The following is a 22,289-nucleotide window of genomic DNA, read 5'->3' as shown; positions in this document are numbered from 1 at the left end:
TCAGTGGGCGGTGGACTTTTTTCCACGGCCCAGCCATTTGCGTTTTGCCTTCTCAACCAGGTCCCGGGCATCGTGATTCCAGGGATGGAAGTTCGGGCTGTAATACCGGAAGTATGCAGGCAGTAAGCGCCGGAAAACGCCGGGTTTGCCCCACATGTAGTTGACCGCACCAGCCCAGGACTTCAGGTTGGACAACTGACCGTCCTCCTTCATCAGCTGGTACACGTGCAGACTGGTGAACAGCGGAAACGCCACGCTGACTACCATCATCTCGGACAACCGGATGAACTCGCTGCCACCGATGCTTTTGTAGACATCGAATGCCACTGCCTTGTGCTCGGATTCCTCAATGGCATGCCACGCCCAGACCGGAGCGATCCTGGGGTCCATCTCCTCCAGCGCGTCGTATTTCAGCAGGAACTCCTCCGCCATCAGCGCGGTAAAGTGCTCCACAGCGACGGTGTGTGCCAGCTGACGCTCCGGGGTGAAACGGGTTCGCATCCAGTCCATGAACCCCTGGATCTCTTTCTCAAGGCGAGCCAGCCCAATGCCACGATCTTCCAGGAAGCCGTTCATCAGTTTGTGCTCGCGGGAATGATGAGCCTCCTGCCCGATAAACGCCCGGACCGCCTTCTTGAGCTCGGGATCGGTAATACGATCCTGATAATGGCGTACTGAGTCGATAAAGAATTTTTCCCCCGGCGGGAAGCTCGACGACAGCGCTGCCAGCAACAGGGTCTTTACCGGGTCGTTGTCCCACCAGTAGCGGGGCATGTCATCGGCAAATTCGAAATCCGGCTGACGGACTTCGGGGATCATGCCTTCCGGTGTGGCTGTCCTGTAGGCGTCCGTTCTGTTCATACGCTCACGCGTAAGCTGTGCCGTCATCGGATATCTCCTCTTTGATGGACGGAATCACCGGCCTCCAGAATACCTCCCCGCGCCTCGGTTTGTCGGACAAAATACTTGTCAAAAGTGGCCAATTATTGGCCGATACCCGCTGCTTTACCCAATGCTTCAGAGGGCGCATCATAGACAGACGCATTTTCCAGGAGGGTGTCACCATGATCCGTTACAGCATTGCCCAAACCAGCCTCGGCCCGGTGATTGTTGGTATGAGCCCGCGGGGTCTATGCGCGATTGAACCTGGCGATGACGAAACCACCCTGCCGGAACGGCTGAAGGCCGATTTTCCTGACACAACGATCCGGGAAGCCGGTGCCGAGCTGGCACCGGTGCTCGAGCAGGTTGTCCGTTTTCTGGATCAGCCCGGGATCGACCTGGACATTCCGCTCGATATGCAGGGCAGTGAGTTCCAATTGAGAGTCTGGCAGCTATTACGCGCCATTCCTGCGGGTACCACGCTCAGCTATACCGATCTGGCCGAGCGGCTGGGAAGCCCCGGCAGTGCCCGTGCGGTGGCCGGGGCCTGCGCAGCTAACCGCCTTGCAGTGGCCATTCCCTGCCACCGGATCATTCGCAGGGACGGTGGCCTGAGCGGCTACCGCTGGGGACTGGAACGCAAACGGGCGTTGCTGGAGCGGGAGGCGGTTCAGTTGGCGGCTACCGCCTGAGAGTCCGTCTCTTCCTCTGCTTGAGCCGCAAGGACACGTACGCGCTCGAAGTCCTCCTCGGAGAACACCCCGTTCACACCGGAAATCGAGGCCAGTTCCATACCGTGTTTCAGGCCCATTTTGTAGATTTCCCGGACTTTCTCCCATTCGATGTTGCGGCCCAATGTGAAGTTCTCGAACCGCCCTTCCAGGGTCAACACGATGGTTTCTGCCAGGCAGGCGTAGGCGATTCCGGCCGGGAGCCCGATGTCCTTCATCCTCGGTTCACCCGGAAGCTGGATTTCACCGGATTCGATGACCAGGACGTCGGGCCGTTTCGCGACGTCTTCCGCCGGAATATCGAGCGGACGGGCGACATCGGTGATGACACATCCGGGCTTGACGCGCATGATGTCCAGGATCCGCTTGCCGGCTCCGGAGGTGGCCGTCACGATCATATCCATATCGGCAACGTCCCGGTCGGCGGAGCCCGCCACATGAACAATCGCGCCCGGGGTTTCCTGTTCGATACTCTCTTTCAGGGCCAGCAGCTTGGCGGGTTCCGGCGCGGCGAGATAGATTTCCTCAACGGCTTTCGCCAGCAACCGGGCACACACAGAGCCAATGGCCCCGGTTGCCCCGACAACCATGGCCTTGCCGGCCATCTTGCCACTCTCGCCAATACTCACCCGGCCAATGCGTTTGACAGCATCATGGGCCGCCCACAGCGCGCCAGAAGCGCTATAGCTGTTGCCGGTGGTAATGGGCAGCGGCGCCCGCTTCGCCACGGTGATACCGGCATCCCCCACGACCTTGGTAAAGGCGCCAAGCCCCATGATCTGCGCACCCAGCTTCTTGGCCAGCTTTGCCGCCGCAAGCAAGCGACTGTAGGTGAATTCCGGACCGTGGGACATGATCTCCCTGGGCGTACCACCCACGGTGATCAGCCATCCTTCGGCTTCTTCTCCGGTCGGTGAACGGATCCCGGAAACCTTGGAGTAGATGAAAGGCGGGGTATAGGCGACGGCCTTTTCCACCAGGTTCATGACTGCCGGTGGCGACACACTGGAAATCCAGTCCAGCGGCGGTGTCTTGGTCAGGTACTGCTGTGACAGAGGATGAATGACAAAGGCAAAGCGATTTACCCGACGGTAACCGTTCGGATAAAGGATACGGGGTTCAATACCGAGGCTCTGGATCACGTCCAGATAATCGTCCGGCCCGAGCTGCTCCGGTGTACGCGACAGCGCGGCACTGATCATCGCCTCCATCACGTTGACGCCAATCGGTCGACCGGCCAGCCATGGGCTGTAATCCACCACCATGGCCACCTTGCGCGAGCGCATCCAGTCGAGCACAGAATCCGTGACCCGTGAGGTTATCACGGTCTTGCCATCGAGCTCCTTCGAGGTGAAGGTTTCCAGGTCACCCACCGCGCCGACGATCACGTGGGAGTCCTGGACCGCACTGTGCAACGATCCCGACACCAGCTTCTCCCCGAGCCGGTAGAGTGGGCTGTGATGCAGGGCATTGATGGCTTTCACAGCCATGGGCTGGAACATCACCGGCGCGGTGAGTCGGGTGTAGGTTTCCAGTTGGTTCAGCGAGGTCAGCAACCGGGGTATTCCGAAATCCAGATAGGGATCGGCAAACTGGAGGTTCTCTGTGTGTTCAGAGAGCGAACGCGCAATCCGGTAGCCCGCCTGGCCGTTCAGGAACAGCACCCTCGCATTATCGAAAAAGTGGCCCAGCTCTGTCTGGGTATGCCGGACGGCCCATTCCTGAAGGATTCCCCGCAGCCCTGCTCCCGTGGTAACAGGAACGTCCGGCACACAGGCTTCAAGCCGCGCCGTTTCGGGGTGTTCCAGCTGTTCACGGCCCACCTGATAATGATCATGAATCATGCTCAGTCCGATAGCATCGGCTTGAGGCCGGACGGACTCAAGTACGGCTTCGGCCCGGGACAGATCGCCGTCAGTGCCGATCCGAAGAATCCGGAACGGCTGACCGAGAAAATCCGTTTCCAGCTCGTAATCGGCGTCTGAGGAGCCCTGGCTAACACTCACAACCGTTTTCATGGCGACCTTCCCTTTTATTGGCGCTGTTGTAAAACCAAGCGTATGCCACCTGAATTGATCACATCTTAGCCTAGGTCAAATTTCGATCCTTCGCAGAGAGACTACAATTACCGGGATCATCCAACAGGCTACCGGTGCCGCCGGTCGAAAAGGAGCGCTCCATGACCACTCAGGAAGAACTCACAGCAACCATCGCCGATCTGGTGCAGCCGGGAAAAGGTATTCTGGCCGCCGATGAAAGTACCCCCACCATCGCCAAACGCTTCAAGGCAGTCGGCGTCGAATCCACCGAAGCGAAGCGTCGCGAATACCGCAGCATTATCTTCTCGACGCCCGGCCTGGGCGATAGCATCAGTGGTGTCATTCTTTATGAAGAAACCCTGTCTCAGCTCAGCCTGGAAGACGTGGCCATGCCTCACCTGCTTGAAGCCCAGGGTATCGTCCCGGGAATCAAGGTCGATAAGGGAAAAGGACCGCTGGTGAATGCGCCGGGTGACGAAATCACCTTTGGCCTGGATGGGCTGGAGAACCGTCTGGCGGAGTACAAGAAGCTGGGTGCCCGGTTCGCCAAATGGCGGGACGTGTTTCATATTTCCGATACCCAGCCCTCCCGGCAGGCGATTGTGTCCAACGCCGAGGTGCTGGCCCGCTACGCGGCCATCTGCCAGTCTCTGGGGGTGGTACCCATTGTCGAACCGGAAGTCCTGATCGACGGAGATCATACTATTGAGCGGGCAGCGGAGGTCAGCGAGGCGGTTCTGGGAGAAGTCTTCCGGGCGCTTGCCCGGCATGGAGTGCAACTTGAGACCATGGTGCTGAAACCCAGCATGGTCACCCCCGGCAAGGCGTCCGGAAAGGCAACGCCGGAACAGGTGGCAGAGTTCACTCTCACCACGTTCCGCCGCTGCGTGCCGGCCGCCGTACCGGGAATCTTTTTCCTGTCCGGTGGCCAGAGTCCGGAGGAAGCCACCCTTAATCTAAATGCCATCAACAACATGGGCGCTGAGCCCTGGGAATTGAGCTTCTCTTACGGCCGCGCGCTCCAGGAGCCGGCCCAGCATGCCTGGGCCGGACACCCGGAAAACGCCCCTCAGGCCCAGGCGGCCCTGAAGAAGCGGGCCAGGCTCAATGGCCTGGCCCGCTCCGGCGACTACACCGCAGACATGGAGAACCGCGACTGAGCGTCCCGCTCAGTCACACCCCCCGACGCACTGCCCCATTCCGTTGAACGCCAGGGTACGGCCGCTCAACGGGATATGGACGGGAACCTGGACCGCATCCCGGAACGTTGCCGTCCGGGTTCCCTCTTTCACTTTTCCGCCTTCGGTCGCAGGTTCATTGGCGTGCGAGGGAATCACCGACGCTGGCTTGATCAGGTCGTTGATGACGTAAGCTGCCTCGGTGGGACCGGTCGTGTAGGTATCACCAATGTTCATTACTACCAGCCTGGCCCCGTAGTGATCACGAACCACCAACTTCTGCTCCGCCGTAATGCCGGTATCGCCGGACAGATAAGTAACCAGACCGTTGGAGAACGTCAGCACATAGCCCGTTGGCGGCCCGACGTATACGGAGACACCCGCTTCCGAGAGGTGATCGGACAGCGCGCCCGTCAGGAAGGCTGGAGAGACCCCATTGCTGTGCACCGCCGGCACGGTTGTGATGGTAACGCCCCCGACCGTTTTGCTGGCGCCAAACCGAACCAGCTGGGACTTCGACGGATCGCCCCCGGCGGCCTTGAGCTTGGCGCCCAGGAACGCCGGCATCTCACTACCGGTTAACAGGGTCGCCTGCTTTTTCAGGGCGATCTCGACGGTATTCGACCGGGGCGTGGTGGCCACCGGGAATTCGGGTGAACCACACCCACCCTGATTGACCTTCTCGATCCGCTTGTCGCCGAGGTGGTCACCATGCACATGTGAGAGCAGAACCACATCGATATCCCCCAGGCGTGGATCGTCCGGTCCCGCGACCGTGCGACCGGCGTCATAGAGAATCCGGGTGCCGTCCGGGTCCTCAAACACCATGGCCCGGTCGAGTACGCAAAATTCACCATCGTGACTGCCCAATGGCGTGACCTTGACGACGCCGTCGGCAGCCTGAGCCGCCGTGGTCAGAAACAGACCTGCCGCCACCAGTAATCCAGTTGAAGCGCTTTTTAACCTACCTTGACCCATGGGATGATCCCTCCCTGCTGTTTTTGGTATTTGTCCTCATGTCATACGACCACAGCACTTCCTTGTCCCAGTCTAGTCATGAAAAAGCCGGGCAGGCACAAAAAAGCCCCTGAACGGGGCTTTGGAATCAAGGCGGGACAATGCGGGGATCAGGCCGCGTGGGTTTTCAGCCGGGCTTCGGGGATGTCCTGGTCCAGGCACGCAAGCATGGGCGCCACGTCCCGGATCTTGCGCGCCTCCGGCCAAAGCAATTCGGCTTCGGCAAAGCCCACACGCAGAAAATTCATCCACTGTTTGATTCGTCCGGTAATAAAACGGTCTTCAAGCCGTGCCTGGAGTGCTTCGGCGTACTCGCGCACAAGGTCAACCGCCTCCGGCCAGGTCATGTCGGGGATAGACTCTCCCCGTTGTGACGCCTTGATGCGGGCGGCCAGGTCCGGGCGTGCGATCAGCCCCCTGCCGATCATGACGTCGTCGCACCCTGAAACCTCCCGGCAGCGCCAGTAATCGGCCACGGTCCAGATTTCACCATTGGCAATAACATGGCTGTTCACGGCCTCACGGACTTTCGCGATCTCCTCCCAGTAGGCGGGAGGTTTGTATCCGTCCACTTTGCTGCGGGCATGAATCACGATTTCTTCCGCGCCGGCCGCTTCCAGTGCCTGGCCACAGGCCACCCCCATGGAGCGATCGTCATACCCCAGGCGCATTTTCGCAGTTACCGGAATTCCCTCAGGCACCGCCTCGCGAACCGCGGCTGTGATGGCGTACATGAGCTCGGGCTCGCGCATCAGCACACAGCCGCCCTTGTGTTTGTTGACCGTTTTGGCGGGACACCCGAAATTGATGTCCACCTGCGTGGCGCCCAGCTCGACCGCCTTGAGACCGTGCAGGCCCATCTGGCCCGGATCGGAACCGAGCAGCTGGACAGCCACCGGAGTCCCCACGCGGGTTGCGCAATCGCGCTCCAGCTCCGGGGCGTATTTGAAGAAGATACGGGGCGGCAGGGTTCCGTGAGTCACCCGGATGAATTCCGTCACACAACGGTCTATGCCGCCAACCCGAGTCAGGGTTTCGCGGATGGGGGCATCGACCAGCCCTTCCATCGGGGCAAGGATGACTCTCATGTCGGCTCCGGGTGATTAAAGAATAAACGGGCCGGCATTGTAGTGCGTTTGCGGCGGGCTTTGAAGCCGGAAAACCGCTATGGCAGCCGTTCCACCGACTGGAACTTGCCTTGGTCATCGAACAGGATCCGGAACGAACCCCGGATGCCGTCCTGCAGGTAAAAACGGGACAGGATACGAGCCGGGAAACGGACAGAACGTCCGTCCCGGGCCGTGGTATGAACATCGCTGGCAACGCCCTGATAGAGCTTGATCCACTCATCAGGGCTGATGCTCAGATCAACGATGATCTGCTGCATGGCACTCAGTTCGCCAGTTCCAGCAGCAAGCGGTTGAGCCGGCTCACATAGGCACCGGGATCCTTGATCTGCTCACCACTGGCGAGCGTGGCCTGGTCGAAGAGTACCGCGGACAGCTCACCGAAGCGATCTTCGTTCTGCTCGCTTTCGAGGCGCTGAACCAGCGGATGGTCCACGTTGATTTCAAAGATCGGTTTGCTGTCAGGCACCTTCTGGCCGGCCGCTTCCATGATCTTTTTCATCTGCGCGCCCATATCGAACTCGCCAACCACCAGACAGGCCGGTGAATCCGTGAGGCGGTTGGTCACCCGGACTTCCTGAACCCGGTCTTCGAGGGCCTTCTGGATGCGATCCACAAGATCCTTGTGCTCCTCGGCCGCTTCTTCCTTGTGCTTCTTGTCTTCTTCGGTTTCCACCTCACCCAGATCCAGGTCGCCACGGGCCACATCCTGGAACTGCTTGCCGTCGTACTCGCTGAGGTAACCCATCATCCATTCATCAATACGGTCGGACAGGATCAGGACCTCGATGCCCTTCTTCCGGAACACTTCCAGGTGTGGGCTGCTCTTGGCGGCGGTGAAGTTGTCGGCAGTAATGTAGAAGATCTTCTTCTGGCCATCCTTCATCCGCTCGATGTACTCATCCAGCGAGACATTCTGGGTGGGCTCACCGGTGTGAGTCGACGAGAAGCGCAGGAGGCCGGCAATTTTCTCGCGGTTACTGAAGTCTTCCGCGGGGCCTTCTTTCAACACGGTCCCGAACTCGTTCCAGAATGCCTGATAATCCTCGGCATTCTTCTTGGCCAGCTTGGACAACATGTCCAGAACCCGCTTGGTCATGGCCGTGCGGATACTCTCGACGGTGCTGTCGTTCTGCAGGATTTCCCGGGAGACGTTCAGGGACAGGTCGTTGGAATCAATCACACCCTTGGCGAAGCGCAGATACAGCGGCAGGAACTGCTCCGCGTCGTCCATGATAAACACGCGCTGAACGTAGAGTTTCAGGCCGCGCGGCGCTTCACGGTTGTACAGGTCAAACGGCGCCCGTTTCGGGATGTACAGGAGGCTCGTGTAGTCCAGCTTACCCTCGACCTTGTTGTGGGACCAGGTCAGCGGGTCCTCGAAATCGTGGGCAATGTGCTTGTAGAACTCCTTGTACTCCTCGTCCTTGATCTCGGTACGCGGCAGGGTCCAGAGCGCGGTGGCGTCGTTGACGGTCTCGTCCTCGCCTTTCTTGTCCTCTTCCTCGGATTCGGACTTCATCACCACCGGGAAGGAGATGTGATCGGAGTACTTTTTCACCAGACTGCGCAGGCGCCAGCCATCGGCGAATTCCGTGGCGTCGGATTTCAGATGCAGAACAATCTGGGTGCCTCGCTGCTCACGATTGGTCTGTTCGATGGTGAACTCGCCATCGCCGGCAGATTCCCAGTGCACACCCTCTTCTACGGGCGCGCCGGCACGGCGGGTGAACACCTCGACACGATCAGCGACGATGAACGCAGAGTAGAAACCAACACCGAACTGGCCAATCAGCTTGCTGTCCTTCTTCTCATCACCGGACAGTTGCTTCAGGAATTCGGCGGTGCCGGACTTGGCGATGGTCCCCAGATTGGAGATCACATCATCGCGGGTCATCCCGATGCCGTTATCGGTGAGGGTGACGGTGCCGGCGTCCTTGTCATAGTCCAGGCGGATTTGCAGCTCGGAATCGCCCTCATACAGCTTGTCGTCTTTCAACGCGGCAAACCGGAGCTTGTCCTCGGCGTCCGAGGCGTTGGAAATCAGCTCACGAAGGAAGATCTCTTTGTTCGAATACAGGGAGTGGATCATCAGGTTAAGCAGTTGCTTAACTTCGGTCTGAAAACCCAACGTCTCTTTTTTTGCTTCAACCGTCATGGCGTTCGTTTCTCCTGCCTTAGGTAACTCACAGTTCTGCGAAGCGGGTGCGGATGCGTGGCCGAAACCGTGCGGAGCCATGGATGGCGGAGCCGAGCGTACAGGGACGTATTCACAGCGTGTTTCGGCCACGTATCCGCACTCGCTTCATGCACGGATTTCGTCTGTGAGGAGAAAATGGGGACACCCCGGGGCATTTCAAGCCCCGGATAATAGAGGGAAGTCAGTCTTCGAGGAGGAAATGAGCCCGGGCGGTGGCGATGGGTTCGGACCGGGATTTCTGCCAGGCCGACACCATCACGTTGGCGACACGGTTGCCCTGCCGGGTCAGGCGGCACTCGGCGTAGGTTTCCCGGTTCAGGCCGGCGCGCAGGTAGTCCAGCGAGAAATCCACAATTCGGGGCATACGCAGCGAATCCTGGGTCATCATCAGGTAGATATTGGCGGACATTTCCATGAAGCCGCCGATCACGCCACCATGGATGGCAGGCAGGATCGGGTTCCCCAGGTTTGTCTCTTTGCGGGGCAGCCTGAAAATCAGGTCATCCCCGAAGCGGTCGCAGGTCAGGCCGATGAAACCGGCATAGGGAATGCTGGCAAGCAGTCGCGAAAAATCACCGGTTTCACGGGTGTAGCGAAGGATTTCCGGCTCGGTCATTCCTCACCTCCGGTGATCAGGTCACGAAACTGCTTGGGCGAAGCATCCTTGCCGATCCGCATGAACGTGGCCACGCAGTTGGCGATGGTCTCACCCCCTTCCTGATAGGCCTCGCATCTCGTAAAGATAATATTCCGGGTGATGCGATAGGTTTCAGCCCTGGCATAGACCGGCTGATGGGGATGGGCTGGCCGCATGTAGTCGACCCGCAGGTCCAGGGTCGGACACAGCTCGAAATCCTCCAGCGCGCACAGGATCACGCAGCCGGAGGTGGTATCCATCAGCGTCGTGATGGCTCCGCCATGGATGACACCGGTATCCGGATTGCCAATGATGCGATCGTCATAGGGAAGGCACAGGGTCAGTGTGCCCTCGTCCGCGTCGGTCACCGAGATCCCGAGTTCGCGGGCCTGGTTGAGCGTATTGATAAACCGGGTTACCCGGTTGATTCGCGTCTGATTATCCATTCACACAAAGCCTGTGAATCAGTTGGGTTTGGACGCCGGGTCCGCCTTGCCCGGCAGGGGCTCTTCGAACACCTTACCGGATCTGAGGGCGCCCAGGGCGTCGGAACAGAACTCCCGCCGATAAAGGACGATCACCACCACGGTGGACGCAACAATGAAGGCTATGGGGCTGAAGAACCACGCCACTACGGCGAGCGCATAATAGTAGGAACGCAGGCCGAGGTTGAAAGCGTCGCCCGCCAGGTTACAGATATTGCCTGCACTGCGAGCAAAGGCTTCACGGGCTGCCGGACTGATTTTGCTGTCATCCGCCAGTGGTGCGCTGCCGATCATCACGGATACGAAATTGTACATGCGCATCGACCAGGTGAACTTGAAGAAGGCGTAGACAAACACCACCAGCAGCGTGACCAGCCTCAGTTCCCAGATCTCCCGGCTGGGCGCCGTGCTGAACGGCAGCGTCGCAAACACCTCCATCGCCTGTGAGGTATACCCCAGCGCCGTAATGATGCCCGCAAGGATAAGCAGGCAGCTGGAGGCGAAAAACGCGCCATTGCGTTCCAGGTTGCCCACCACGGAGGCATCGGCGATCCGGTTGGTGCGCCTCAGCATCACCCGCATCCAGTCCTCACGGTACAGATCAAGGGTATTGGACAGGCAGGAACGGTCGGCCGCCCGGCGTCTGGAATACAGGGTGTACCCCATCCAGCAGGCAAAAAACCACAGCAGTGCGAGCAATTCCAGCAAGTTACCCATGAAAAGCCTGGTCAGGATTCGATAAGCGGCACGCTTCTGCCACTATAATACGTGATGAGCTGGTTGCCCTCCAGAAATCGGGCTTTTTCACCGGGTTCCGCCGTGCAATGATGCTTTGCGGACTTCCCGAATCATCAAGGACGTTTCCACAGGAGTTCAATGTGCGTCGCATTTCCATCAAACCTTTTGTCCTGCTGACACTGCTCGCACTCGGCCTGGCCGGCTGTACCGTCAATCCGGTGACCGGCGAGAAACAGCTTTCACTGATCCCGGAAAGCCAGGAACTGGCGATGGGCGCTGAACAGTACATTCCCACGCAACAGACCCAGGGCGGGCGATTCTATGTGGATCCGGAGCTGACCCTGTATGTCCGGGACGTGGGTGAAAAGCTGGCCCGGGTCAGTGACCGCCCCGACCTGCCCTATGATTTTGTCGTCCTGAATAACAGTGTACCCAATGCCTGGGCGCTTCCGGGCGGCAAGATTGCCGTGAACCGGGGCCTACTCACCGAACTGGACGACGAGGCCCAGCTCGCGGCAGTACTCGGCCATGAGATTGTCCATGCAGCCGCACGCCACAGCGTTCAACGGATGCAGCAGGCCCAGTTGATCAGCCTCGGCGTCGCCGGCCTTGGCATTGCACTGTCAGACAATGAATGGGCCGGACTGGTCATGGGCGGTGCCGCCCTCGGCGCCCAGCTCGCGCTGGCACAATACAGTCAGGGAGACGAGCTCGAATCCGATCACTATGGCATCACCTACATGAAGCGCGCCGGTTATGATCCGCAAGCCGCAGTGGAACTTCAGGAAACGTTCGTGAAGCTTAGCGAAGGCCGGGATTCCAACTTTATCCAGGGACTTTTCGCGACCCACCCTCCTTCCATCAAACGGGTCCACGAGAATCAGCAGATGGTTAACAAGCTCGGTGCCGGTGGATACCGTGGCGAGGATGTCTACCAGCGAAAAATCGCAAAACTGAAAGAGCTGCAGCCAGCCTATGATGCCCACGACAAGGCCCTGGAGCTTGCCAAGGACAAGCAATACGACAAGGCGTTGGCAAAGGTCAACGAAGCCATTCGAATATTGCCTCGGGAAGCCATGTTCTACTCGCTGCGTGGCAGGATTTACGAGGCAAAGGATCAGGTAAAGAAGGCCGAGGCAGACTTCGACAAGGCCGTGTCCCTGTACCCGGAGATGTTCGAATACCGGCTGCGTGACGGGCTCAACGCCCTGGACCTGAACAAGCTGGAAAAGGCCCGGAGCAATCTGCTCAAAGCCAACGACGTAGTCCCCACCTCCATCGCCTTCCTGCGACTGGGGGACATTGCCGCCCGCCAGTCCCGTCGTGACGATGCCGTAGCCTATTACAGCCAGGCAGCCAAAGCCGGCGGTCAGGTCGGTGAAGAGGCGCAGAAAAAGCTGGCGGCGATGACGCAATAAACGATACGACTCGCTGGAATCACGACAAGGCCGGGGCCCACGCAGGGTCCCGGCCTTTTTCGTTCAAAACGGGATTTGCCGCACTGACGCAACAAATCAGTCACTGGCTGCATTGACTTTTAGAGCAATAACTCTAAAAATCAGTATATCGACAACAAACAATGGACAACGGCCATGTTGCGCAAACGTATCCAGCCGATGGTTTTGCAGGCTCGCCGCCTGTATGTGGACATCATGTTCCAGGTCATGGGCCGAGCCCTTCAGGCGGTCAGTGAGGTGGACGAAACCGTTCAGAATGACGCCCGGGCCCTGCCGGAGGGATTGCTTTTCGAGATGATGGTGATGCCGGACGGGCCGCGATTGATCGTGGAGCATACCGGCAACGGACACTTCCACTATCACGGCGAGTCGGCGCCCCGCCCGATCGACCTGTCCATCCAGTTCAAGCACATCGCCCACGCCTTCCTGGTACTGTCGTTCCAGGAGAAAACCGCCGAGGCGTTTGCCCACGACCGCATGCTGGTGGACGGAGACCTCAGTTATGCGGTTCGCATGACCCGGGTACTGAACCGCCTGGAGGCCTTCATTCTGCCCAAGCTGATTGCGGAACGGGCCGTGAAAGAATATCCCGCCAGCCTGCATCTGCCTGAAAAGCTGGTCAGTGCGGCCCGCATCTACCTGAAAGTTGCCACCAACTTCGTCGAGACAGTGAGAGCATAAATGAGCCAGAAATATTACGAGTTCTTCTGCCCGGTCAAGGTCATTGCCGGCAAGGCGGCCCTGGAACACATCCCCTACGAGCTGACCGGACTTGCGGCCAAACGGCCCATGATCATTACCGATAAAGGCGTTCGCGCTGCTGGCCTTCTGGATCCGGTGATTGCAGCCTGCGAAGAGAGCGGACTGGACATTGTCAGCATCTACGACGACGTTCCGCCCGATTCGTCCACCTCTGTGGTTCGTGACATTGCCGGCATTTACCGCCAGGAAAAATGCGATGCGATCATCGCGGTCGGAGGCGGTTCTTCCATTGATACCGGCAAGGCGGTGAACATCCTGGTCTCGGAGGGTGGCGATGACATCGCAAAATACAGCGGTGCAGGCGTTCTCAAACACCCCCTGAAACCCTTCTTCGTGGTGCCGACGACAGCCGGTACCGGCTCGGAAGTGACCGCTGTTGCCGTGATCACGGATGAGAAAAAAGGCGTTAAGCTGGCGTTCACGTCATCCTTCCTGCTGCCCAATGCCGCGATCATCGACCCGCGTATGACGCTGACGCTTCCGCCCCACATCACGGCGGCGACGGCCATGGACGCCATGACCCACGCCACTGAAGCCTTCACCTGCATGGCTAAAAATCCGCTGAGTGATGCCTACGCCACGGCAGCGGTCAAGAAGGTCAGCCAGTCCCTGCTGAACGTCATGGATAATCCGAAAGATACCGATGGCCGCCTCGAACTGGCCCAGGCCTCGACCATGGCCGGCATTGCTTTCTCGAATTCCATGGTGGGACTGGTGCATTCCCTGGGACACGCCACAGGCGCCATCTGTCACCTGCCCCATGGACTGTGCATGAGCCTCTATCTGCCCTACGTCCTGGAGTTCAACCTCGAATCCATCCGGGAACCGCTGGGGGAACTCCTGCTCCACCTGGAAGGCCCGGAGGTCTACTCGGCGACTCCCGCGAGCCGGCGCGCCGAAGCCAGCATCTCCGCCATCCGAAAGCTCCGCGATCAACTGTACAAGCGCTGCCAGCTACCCCGCACCCTGAAAGAAACCGGAAAAGTACTGGAATCGCAGCTTGATCATATTGCCGAGCAGGCCCTCGACGACGGCTCCATCATGTTCAATCCCAAGGAAGTCACGCTGGAGGACGCCCGCGAAATACTCAGGCGAGCCTGGGCATGATCAGGAACGGGCCGAACGGCCCGTTTTTTGTACAAAACATTGACAGGAAATGATTGAAATCATCGGCACAGGCGGTAACAATTGGCAGGTTCTGGCAGGGAGGTAGCCGGGTACGCATAACAGCAGCCGCATCATCAGAGATTTTTCATGATTGACCACGCCAGCCTCCGCCTCCCTCTGTCATCGCTCATCCTGCTCATTGCCTTTTGCCTGTGCCCGGCTCTTGTTCTGGCAGAGACTGACGAGAGCAAGGTTGTCCGGTTCAATATCTCACCAAATGGCTATCCGCCGTATCTGATCGTTGACCAGGGTTCGCCCTCCGGGATCATGTGGGATGTCATGAAGGCCATCACGGATCGCCTCGGCTATACACTTCAGGCGAAGCGCATTCCCCGCAAACGCGTGGATCAGATGCTCCAGGATGGCTACATTGATGCCACTTCCCGTGCCCGGGAATGGACAGATCAGCCGGATCAGTTCCAGTTCACCAATCCGGTCGTCGCGATTGAGGAAGTCTTTTTTATTCCGAGGGAATCCAGCTTCAAGTTCACCAGAATCGAGGACCTGTATTCCGGTACCCTCGTGACCCACCTTGGTTACATCTATCCTTCCCTGGAGCCCCATTTCGAAGCAGGGCGAATAAAGCGCTTTGACGTGGCCAGTGACGGGCTTATGTTCACCTATGTCCTTCATGGCGAACGCTTCGATGCGGCAATCGCAGATCGACTGGTCGGCAAATGGATATTGCGGAATCGAGGGCTCAAAGACCGTTTTCGAATCTCGGACAAGGGTATCAGCCACTATGGTTACCGGATCATGCTGCGCAAGGACTGGGGCGAGTTTGCGCAGCAGTTTAACCGGGAGTTGACCCGCCTTCGGGAAACCGGCGAACTGGACAACATCCTTTCCCAATACCGTTGATCGCCTATTCCAGACGCCTCAGAAGCAACATGGGCGATACCGACAATACCGGTCCGAGTTGCCAACGCCCGAACAACGAGACGAGCAGTGCGCTGGCCAGAGGCACAGGAACAATCACAGACCAGTGCCAGCTGAAACTCCCCTCAAACATCCGGTACTGTAGGGCATAGACGGCCGCCTCCGCTGCCAGCACGCCCACGATCCCGGCAAACCCTCCGAGCACGCCGAATTCCAGCATGGTGCTTCGAACCAGCAAAGACTGGCGCCCGCCGAGGGTCCTCAGCAGGGCCCCTTCCCTTTGCCGGTCCCTCAGGGTCGCACTGACGACCGCGGCCATGACCACCAGGGCTGCCGCGAGAATCATCCCGAGAATGGTCTCGATGGCCAGCGTGACCTGCCGGATAATGTCCTGTATTCGGGCAATGATGTGATCGATCTCCAGCACCGAGATGGTCGGGAATTGCCGCGTGAAGGTATTCAGTTCGGTCTTCTGGTCCGGCGGCAGATAGAAACTGGTAATCCAGGTTGCGGGCAGCCCCTCCAGGCCGCCGCCCGGCGGAAACGCCATGTAGAAATTCGGTTTCATACTGTCCCATTGGACGGTCCGGAAACTGGTCACCGGTTCGGTAACGGTCTCGGATCCCACCGTGAAGGTCAGACGATCACCAAGCTTGAGGCCCAGGCGATCGGCCAGCCTGGCTTCCACCGACACTCCGGATACGGTATCGGGGGCAAACCACTGGCCTTTCACGATCTTGTTGTCGTCGGGCAACGTTGCCATCCAGGTGAGGTTCAGCTCCCGGTTCAGCGCGCCGATGTTCCGATCGCTGCCGACCGCTTCTTTCACAGGAACGCCATTGAGTTCAGTCAGGCGCCCCCGGACCATCGGATAAAGGTTTTCAAGAGGATGCCCACGTTCGCGCCAGAAATCGGCAACGTCGTTCTTCGCGTCCGGAGCGATGTTGATCAGGAAATGGTTGGGCGCCTTCTCCGGCAACTGGGCCTGCCAGTCGTCCAGGAGTGACGTCCGGACCAGCAGCAATGTCGTCGCGAGCATGATGGTCATACCGAAAACGGCCATCTGGGACAGACTTGCCCCCCGGTGACGATACAGTCCGACAAGCGCCAGTCGCCAGGCATTGCCGCCGCCGCGAATCCGACGCAGGCCCGCAATCAGGGCCCCGCCAACCAGTCCCAGCGCGAGCAACAGCAACACCAGACCACCAAGTAGCGCAACGACCAGATCCAGTTCCCTCGCATAGAGCCAGACGAGGCCGAAGATCGCCGCGACTGCAATCAAGCCATCCCGCCAGAGCTCTCGGCGCTCGCCGGTCGGTTGGCTTCGCAACACCCGCATGGCGGGCACATCCCGAAGCCGACGGATCGGCGGATAGGCAAAGGCAAACAGGGAAACAACCGCTGTTGCCAGCGCAGGAAACACTGCGTTCGGGTCGAAATACAGCTCGACGGGCCGATCCAGCAGGTTACCCAGCATGCCGGCCAGAACCCAGAACAGCGGCAAGGCAATCGCCAGGCCGCCGATAATTCCCACAATCCCCCAGATGGCCAGGCGTCTCAGGTAAAGACGGGCAATGCCGGGGCCGCTCAGGCCGAGGGTTTTCAGCAGAGCCACCGTGTCCCTCTGGGACATGGCGTATTGCCGGCTCGCCACCGCCACCGCAACGGCAGCCAGCAACACCGCGAGACTGCCACCCAGCAACAGGAAGCGCTCCGCCCTCTGCAGCGATCGTGACAGTGTTTCTCCATCCCGAACGCTGCGCCATTCGTGACTGGGTTCAAGCCGGGGCTTCAGCCATGCGCCGAACGACTCCAGTGCGTCCGTATCGCCGGCAAACAGATAGACATACTCGACACGGCTGCCGGTCTGGATAACACCGGTGGCGGCCACATCATCCTTGTGCATCATCACCCGGGGAGCCAGGGCGGACATACTGAAACCACCGTCCGGCTCCCGAACCAGCAGGGCCGATACCGTCAGTTTTTCGTTGCCCACTTCCAGCGTGTCGCCCGGGGTCAGGCCAAGCAGCCTGAGAAGTCGGGGGTTGATCCAGACTTCTCCCGGCGGTGGACCGGACCGGACGGTCTCACGCGGCCCGGCCTCCCGGGTCTGGATCTCCAGATCACCGCGGAGCGGGTATTCGTCACTGACCGCCTTGACCGATACCAGCTGGAACTGATCGCCACCGAACACCATGGTGGAGAACTCCACCATCTGTCCCGTCCGCAATCCCCGGCTGTGAGCTTCCTCCAGCCAGCTGTCCGGAATGGGACGGCCGTTCTCGACGTCCAGTTGCCGGTCAGCTGCGAGGAAAGTGCTGGCCGAGCTGACCAGTGTTCTCTGAAGCTGGCTGGCAAACAACGCAATCGTGGCCACCGTTGCGACAGCGATCATCAGCGCTGCCAGCACCACCCGAACGTCCCGCTCGCGCCAGTCCCGACGGACCGAGTGAAGCTTCTGTGATGCAGCCATCAGGACACACTCTCTTCCGCGGTCGGTTCCGACAACTGACCCGCTTCGATGTGCAGCTGCCGGGCGCATCGGGCCGCAAGATGCTCGTCGTGAGTTACCATCACCAGCGTAGTGCCCTGCTCCCGATTGAGCGCCATCAACAGATCCGACACGGCCTGACCGGTGCGGTTATCCAGGTTTCCCGTGGGTTCGTCGGCAAAAAGCACTGCGGGCTCGCAGGCAAAGGCCCTCGCAATGGCAACACGCTGCTGTTCGCCCCCGGAAAGCTGACGGGGTGTGTGGTTCAGACGCTCGCCCAGTCCGACCCGCTCCAACAACTCTCGGGCGCGTTTGTCGGGATTATCCATGCCCGCCAGCTCAAGCGGTAACATGACGTTCTCCAGCGCGGACAAGGCCGGCAGGAGCTGGAATGACTGGAAAACAAATCCAACCCGACTGGCCCTGAGTTCGGCCCGTTTGTCCTCGCTGAGCTGGCTGATCATCGCACCATCCAGCTCCACGGTGCCCTCACTGGGGGTATCCAGCCCTGCCAACAGACCGAGCAACGTGGTCTTGCCCGATCCGGACCGGCCAACGATGGCCACGGATTCGCCACGATTGATTTCCAGGTTGACCCCCTGCAAGATCGTCAGCGTATCGGTTTCAAGGGGGACCCGATGGCTCAGGCCTGCCACTCTCAGCATGGGAGTACAATGGTCGGCATTCGGATTGGTCATCTGGTTCACGGGCCCTCCCGGGGTTCCTTGTTTATCCATTCAGGACAGGTCACTGAATTGTTTATGCATACGCTATCCAACTACGCCAGATCAATCCTGTTGCTGCTTTTCACAACGCTCGCCCTGCCGGCCTCCGCAACGGCCAATACGATCCTGATCATGGGCGACAGCATCAGCGCAGGTTACGGCGTATCCACCGAAACAGCCTGGGTGCAGCTGCTGCGAAAAAGACTGGACGATACCGGCCTGAATCAGTGGTCGGTCGTCAATGCCAGCATCAGCGGGGAAACGACCGACGGAGGCGCCCGCCGCCTGCCGGATCTTATCAGCAAGCATCATCCGGATATCGTGGTCATTGAGCTCGGAGGAAACGATGGCCTGAGGGGTTTCCCTCCGGATGTGATCAAGTCCAACCTCACTGCCATGATCAGGGACTCACAGGACGCCGGCGCCCGGGTACTGCTGGTGGGGATGCAGATCCCGCCGAACTACGGCCCCCGGTACACCCGGATGTTCGCCGACCTGTTTCCGACTCTCTCCGACAGTTACAACACCGCACTGGTTCCCTTCTTCATGGACGGAATCTACGATCAGGAGGGAATGATGCAACAGGACGGTATCCACCCATCGGACGACGCCCAGCCCAAACTGCTGGATAACGTCTGGCCGGCACTCAAACCAATGCTGGAGACGGAAAACACCACGTCAGTCGGTTCATGATATGGCACTGAGGAACCCGAGTGCGCGCCTTTCAGACCAGTAAAAGCCATCTCTGGCGTGCTCGACAAATCCGACGTGCCCACCCCATTTCGGGGCCTCCAGACGAACATGGGCACCCAGGATTCTTTTCGACTCCGGATAACAGGCGCTGGACAGGAATGGATCGTCCGCGGCATTGACCATCAACGCCGGCACCCGGATGTCTTTCAGTCTCGGCAGCGCAGAACACTGGGCCCAATAATCCGTCGCATCACGGAATCCATGCAGCGGCGCCGTGTATCGGTCATCAAACTCCCGGAAGGTTCGGATCGATTCAAACCCGGACACATCGATCCTGTCCGGGAAGCGTCGGGACTTCTCCTGCATTTTTTCGTGCAGGTCTTTGAGGAACCGCTGCATGTAGATGCGACGACTGGGCAGCGCAAGCATCTCTGCACTGCCCGCCAGATCACAGGGAACCGAATAGGTCACGGCGCCGCGAATCCGACTGTCCACATGCTCACCCTGCTGACCCAGATAAAGCAGAGTGAGGTTTCCGCCCATGCTGAAACCGGACATAAAAAGCGACTGGTAATCACCGCCGAGGGCATGACGAACCACATGGGCCAGATCTTCCGTGGCGCCGCTGTGATAGAACCTCGGCTTGAGGTTCATGGTGCCGCCGCAGGAACGATAGTTCCACGCCAGGACGTCCCACCCTTCCGCCAGAAGGGCTCGGGCCAGCCCCAGCACGTACGGGCGACGGCTGTGGCCTTCCAGTCCGTGGGAAATAACGGCCAGCCGGTCACTGCCCTGACGATACCAGTCAAGATGCAGCTCGTCTTCATCCGGAGTCGGCAGTATTTCTTCTTCCGGCGCACGCATGGCAACGGAACGGAACAGGGACGGCCAGACCGACTGGACGTGACCGTTGCGCAGCCAGACCGGTGGCCGGTATTGCAGGTGTCTGCTTTCGTACAATGTTTAACCTTTCAATTCAGGGGGTTGACGACACAAATCAAAGCGCTTAATATGCGCGCCACTTTACTGATGTTCCCCGATAGCTCAGTTGGTAGAGCAACGGACTGTTAATCCGTTTGTCGCTGGTTCGAGCCCAGCTCGGGGAGCCACTTATTCCGAAAGGCCGCTGATTGTTGATCAGCGGCCTTTTTTGTTGCGCCTCAGAAAATCGTTTTCCGCTGCATGAATTCCGACAACACCCGAAACAGAGTATAGCCGTCCTCCGCACCGACGAGCTCACGGATGGAATGCATACCAAACTGCGGCACCCCGATATCCAGGGTGGTCACACCCAGATTTCCCGCCGTCAGGGGGCCAATCGTGCTACCACAGGCCATATCGCTGCGCACCACGAAGGTCTGGTGAGGCAGGCCCAGTTCATCGCTGATGTGCCGATACAGGGCAGCCGAACGGCTGTTGGTCGCATAGCGTTGATTGTGGTTGACCTTGATAACCGGGCCCTGGTTCAGAACCGGACCATGATTTTCATCATGCCGGTCACTGTAATTCGGATGAACACCATGGGCATTGTCCGCAGAAATCATCATTGAATGGGCAATGGCCCGGGCCTTGCCCGCGCCACACCAACGGTCGAGCACCGCTGTCAGGAACGGTCCCTGTGCCCCTTCCGCAGACATGCTACCGACTTCTTCGTGGTCGTTGCATACCAGCAAGGCTGCTTCGTCTCCAGACGTGTGCAGCAGCGACTGAAGGCCGATGTAGCAACTGAGCAGATTGTCCATTCGTGCCGATGCCAGAAACTCCTCCCTGAGACCGACAAAGGCGGCTTTCTGGGCATCGTAGAAACTCAGCTCGTAGCCCAGAATCTTTCTCGCTTTCAGCCCCGTTTCCGCCGCAACCTGCTGGCCCAACAGATCGTCAAACCGCGTTGTATCCGCCTCGGGCACCTGCATGAGCACCGGAGGCAGATCGGTCTGCGCATTGACAGAGCGATTGCTGTTGGCCTCCCGGTCCAGATGAATGGCAAGGCTCGGGATGAAGGCTACCGGCTTCTGGAAGTCGACCAGCGTATCCCGGACCTCTCCGGCCTCATCCAGCAGGGTAACGCGACCCGCCAGGGAAAGATCACGATCAAACCAGGGATTGAGCAACACACCGCCGTACACTTCGACACCCAGCTGGAAGTATCCTTTGCGTCGAAGTTCCGGATTGGGCTTTACTTTCAGGCAGGGGCTGTCCGTATGCGCTCCGACCATCCGGATGCCATTCAGGGAAACGTCCCCGATGCCGGTACGGAAGGCGACAATGGAGGAGCCGTTGCGAATGACGTAGTAACCTTTGTTGCGCGCCAGTGACCAGTCATCCCGCTCGTCCAGCTGTTCGAATCCGGCCGCATCCAGACGACGTTTCATCGTTGACACGGCGTGCCACGGAGTCGGCGACTGATTCAGAAACTCCATCAAATCTTTGTTGAATTCAGCGTGTTCCATGATGTCCCTGATTGATTGATAATGGCGCGCACAGTATGGCATGAAGCGATAATGGCTCCTACAGGCCATAGTGACATTCCCTATACTCACCTCTCAGCTCAAGCGGAGTGCGACCTTGGCTTTACCCCGATTCCTCGACATCGAATACTGTCAGACCGACGACGCGCTGTTCCCCGTTGCCATGGCCTGGTCCCTGGAAGACGGCCGGATGAAGACCGTGGTGATTGCACCGGAGGATGCCTGGTTACCGGACGATGGCGATCTCGGCGACGTTGACCTCAGGTACCTGGAGGAACAGGGGGTACCCGTGATTGAGCTTGCCCGGGAACTCCACCAGGATTTGCCCGACCAGACCGTGTACGTGGATGGACTGGATCCGGATGAGGTGCTGGTTGACCTGATCTTCGGTGCCATTCAACAGGACCCTCCCTTTGAAATTGCGCCGATCAGCGAACTGATCACCGGGATCGACCAGGAAGCGCTGGAAGATAGACGTCACCAGTTGATGATCGAGGAAGGCCTGGAACCGCAACTGCCGGAAAACGGCGTCTATGCCCTGCTCCTGCTGGCGAAAGAAGAAGGTCTTCTCGATCACTGACACCCTGCCCCCTGCGAAAGGCGGGGAAGTGTG

21 protein-coding genes and 1 tRNA gene are annotated in these 22,289 nt (G+C 59.2%); 9 read left to right on the top strand and 13 right to left on the bottom strand.

Translation table 11 applies throughout. The features are described from left to right. Positions 1–888 (bottom strand): metal-dependent hydrolase, encoded by an 888-nt coding sequence (locus MSNKSG1_RS04630; protein WP_008938083.1) that lies wholly within the window; start codon positions 886–888, stop codon positions 1–3. A gap of 176 nt (positions 889–1,064) precedes the next feature. Between MSNKSG1_RS04630 and MSNKSG1_RS04625 the strand changes: the two genes are divergently transcribed. Beyond that, complete coding sequence (locus MSNKSG1_RS04625) at positions 1,065–1,574, top strand: methylated-DNA--[protein]-cysteine S-methyltransferase (RefSeq protein ID WP_008938082.1); 510 nt, start codon at positions 1,065–1,067, stop codon at positions 1,572–1,574. On the opposite strand, the gene MSNKSG1_RS04620 is transcribed toward MSNKSG1_RS04625, so the two are convergent. After that, positions 1,553–3,631 carry a shikimate/quinate 5-dehydrogenase gene (locus MSNKSG1_RS04620; RefSeq protein ID WP_008938081.1) on the bottom strand — a complete coding sequence of 693 codons (2,079 nt, stop codon included), beginning with the start codon at positions 3,629–3,631 and terminating at the stop codon, positions 1,553–1,555. The two genes, MSNKSG1_RS04625 and MSNKSG1_RS04620, sit on opposite strands and share 22 nt — an antisense overlap. 161 nt (positions 3,632–3,792) lie before the next feature. Here MSNKSG1_RS04620 and MSNKSG1_RS04615 point away from each other — a divergent pair, with 161 nt between their 5' ends. After that, positions 3,793–4,812, top strand: a complete 1,020-nt coding sequence (locus MSNKSG1_RS04615) for a class I fructose-bisphosphate aldolase (RefSeq protein WP_008938080.1) — start codon at positions 3,793–3,795, stop codon at positions 4,810–4,812. A gap of 9 nt (positions 4,813–4,821) precedes the next feature. On the opposite strand, the gene MSNKSG1_RS04610 is transcribed toward MSNKSG1_RS04615, so the two are convergent. From MSNKSG1_RS04610 to MSNKSG1_RS04580, 7 genes are all read right to left on the bottom strand, one after another. Further along, positions 4,822–5,766 carry an MBL fold metallo-hydrolase gene (locus MSNKSG1_RS04610; RefSeq protein WP_008938079.1) on the bottom strand — a complete coding sequence of 315 codons (945 nt, stop codon included), beginning with the start codon at positions 5,764–5,766 and terminating at the stop codon, positions 4,822–4,824. A gap of 191 nt (positions 5,767–5,957) precedes the next feature. Beyond that, positions 5,958–6,935 (bottom strand): tRNA dihydrouridine synthase, encoded by a 978-nt coding sequence (locus MSNKSG1_RS04605; RefSeq protein WP_008938078.1) that lies wholly within the window; start codon positions 6,933–6,935, stop codon positions 5,958–5,960. A 77-nt stretch (positions 6,936–7,012) separates the two neighbouring features. Beyond that, positions 7,013–7,234, bottom strand: coding sequence for a DUF2835 domain-containing protein (locus MSNKSG1_RS04600; protein WP_008938077.1), 222 nt, complete (start codon positions 7,232–7,234; stop codon positions 7,013–7,015). Between the two features lie 5 nt (positions 7,235–7,239). Further along, entirely contained in the window at positions 7,240–9,132 is a 1,893-nt protein-coding gene (gene htpG, locus MSNKSG1_RS04595) for a molecular chaperone HtpG (RefSeq protein ID WP_008938076.1), read from the bottom strand. 223 nt (positions 9,133–9,355) lie between these two features. Continuing rightward, the gene (locus tag MSNKSG1_RS04590) at positions 9,356–9,790 is read right to left on the bottom strand and encodes a PaaI family thioesterase (protein ID WP_008938075.1); all 435 of its coding nucleotides are present in this window, start codon (positions 9,788–9,790) and stop codon (positions 9,356–9,358) included. Then, a complete protein-coding gene (locus tag MSNKSG1_RS04585) occupies positions 9,787–10,257 on the bottom strand; it encodes a PaaI family thioesterase (RefSeq protein ID WP_008938074.1) in 471 nt (156 codons plus the stop codon). Before MSNKSG1_RS04585 ends, MSNKSG1_RS04590 begins: the two co-directional genes overlap by 4 nt. Positions 10,258–10,275: 18 nt before the next feature. Then, a complete protein-coding gene (locus tag MSNKSG1_RS04580; protein WP_008938073.1) occupies positions 10,276–11,013 on the bottom strand; it encodes a DUF599 domain-containing protein in 738 nt (245 codons plus the stop codon). A gap of 161 nt (positions 11,014–11,174) precedes the next feature. Here MSNKSG1_RS04580 and MSNKSG1_RS04575 point away from each other — a divergent pair, with 161 nt between their 5' ends. The 4 genes from MSNKSG1_RS04575 (at position 11,175) to MSNKSG1_RS04560 (ending at position 15,281) form a co-directional block, all read left to right on the top strand. Beyond that, positions 11,175–12,452: a M48 family metalloprotease gene (locus MSNKSG1_RS04575; protein WP_008938072.1), complete on the top strand. Its 1,278-nt coding sequence runs from the start codon at positions 11,175–11,177 to the stop codon at positions 12,450–12,452. Positions 12,453–12,626: 174 nt separating this feature from the next. After that, on the top strand, positions 12,627–13,172 hold the full coding sequence (locus tag MSNKSG1_RS04570; protein WP_008938071.1) for a hypothetical protein: 546 nt from the start codon (positions 12,627–12,629) through the stop codon (positions 13,170–13,172). Beyond that, complete coding sequence (locus MSNKSG1_RS04565) at positions 13,173–14,360, top strand: iron-containing alcohol dehydrogenase (RefSeq protein ID WP_008938070.1); 1,188 nt, start codon at positions 13,173–13,175, stop codon at positions 14,358–14,360. It abuts the gene before it with no gap. A gap of 147 nt (positions 14,361–14,507) precedes the next feature. Beyond that, positions 14,508–15,281 (top strand): substrate-binding periplasmic protein, encoded by a 774-nt coding sequence (locus MSNKSG1_RS04560; protein WP_008938069.1) that lies wholly within the window; start codon positions 14,508–14,510, stop codon positions 15,279–15,281. Between the two features lie 4 nt (positions 15,282–15,285). On the opposite strand, the gene MSNKSG1_RS04555 is transcribed toward MSNKSG1_RS04560, so the two are convergent. Continuing rightward, positions 15,286–17,772 carry an ABC transporter permease gene (locus MSNKSG1_RS04555; RefSeq protein ID WP_008938068.1) on the bottom strand — a complete coding sequence of 829 codons (2,487 nt, stop codon included), beginning with the start codon at positions 17,770–17,772 and terminating at the stop codon, positions 15,286–15,288. Next, positions 17,772–18,488: an ABC transporter ATP-binding protein gene (locus tag MSNKSG1_RS04550; protein WP_040886647.1), complete on the bottom strand. Its 717-nt coding sequence runs from the start codon at positions 18,486–18,488 to the stop codon at positions 17,772–17,774. Before MSNKSG1_RS04550 ends, MSNKSG1_RS04555 begins: the two co-directional genes overlap by 1 nt. 63 nt (positions 18,489–18,551) lie before the next feature. Here MSNKSG1_RS04550 and MSNKSG1_RS04545 point away from each other — a divergent pair, with 63 nt between their 5' ends. Then, entirely contained in the window at positions 18,552–19,208 is a 657-nt protein-coding gene (locus MSNKSG1_RS04545; protein ID WP_008938066.1) for an arylesterase, read from the top strand. Here the strand turns inward: MSNKSG1_RS04545 and MSNKSG1_RS04540 are convergent. Then, entirely contained in the window at positions 19,203–20,168 is a 966-nt protein-coding gene (locus MSNKSG1_RS04540; RefSeq protein WP_008938065.1) for a YheT family hydrolase, read from the bottom strand. The two genes, MSNKSG1_RS04545 and MSNKSG1_RS04540, sit on opposite strands and share 6 nt — an antisense overlap. A gap of 73 nt (positions 20,169–20,241) precedes the next feature. Between MSNKSG1_RS04540 and MSNKSG1_RS04535 the strand changes: the two genes are divergently transcribed. Next, positions 20,242–20,317, top strand: a tRNA-Asn gene (locus MSNKSG1_RS04535). Between the two features lie 51 nt (positions 20,318–20,368). On the opposite strand, the gene MSNKSG1_RS04530 is transcribed toward MSNKSG1_RS04535, so the two are convergent. Next, positions 20,369–21,658: a M18 family aminopeptidase gene (locus MSNKSG1_RS04530; protein ID WP_008938064.1), complete on the bottom strand. Its 1,290-nt coding sequence runs from the start codon at positions 21,656–21,658 to the stop codon at positions 20,369–20,371. A 115-nt stretch (positions 21,659–21,773) separates the two neighbouring features. Between MSNKSG1_RS04530 and MSNKSG1_RS04525 the strand changes: the two genes are divergently transcribed. Beyond that, entirely contained in the window at positions 21,774–22,256 is a 483-nt protein-coding gene (locus tag MSNKSG1_RS04525) for a hypothetical protein (protein ID WP_008938063.1), read from the top strand. Positions 22,257–22,289 lie beyond the last annotated feature (33 nt).

Origin of the sequence: Marinobacter santoriniensis NKSG1, assembly GCF_000347775.1 — a bacterium.
GTDB lineage: Bacteria > Pseudomonadota > Gammaproteobacteria > Pseudomonadales > Oleiphilaceae > Marinobacter > Marinobacter santoriniensis.
Note: the sequence above shows the minus strand (reverse complement) of the source record. Positions and strands in the feature narration are given on the sequence as shown.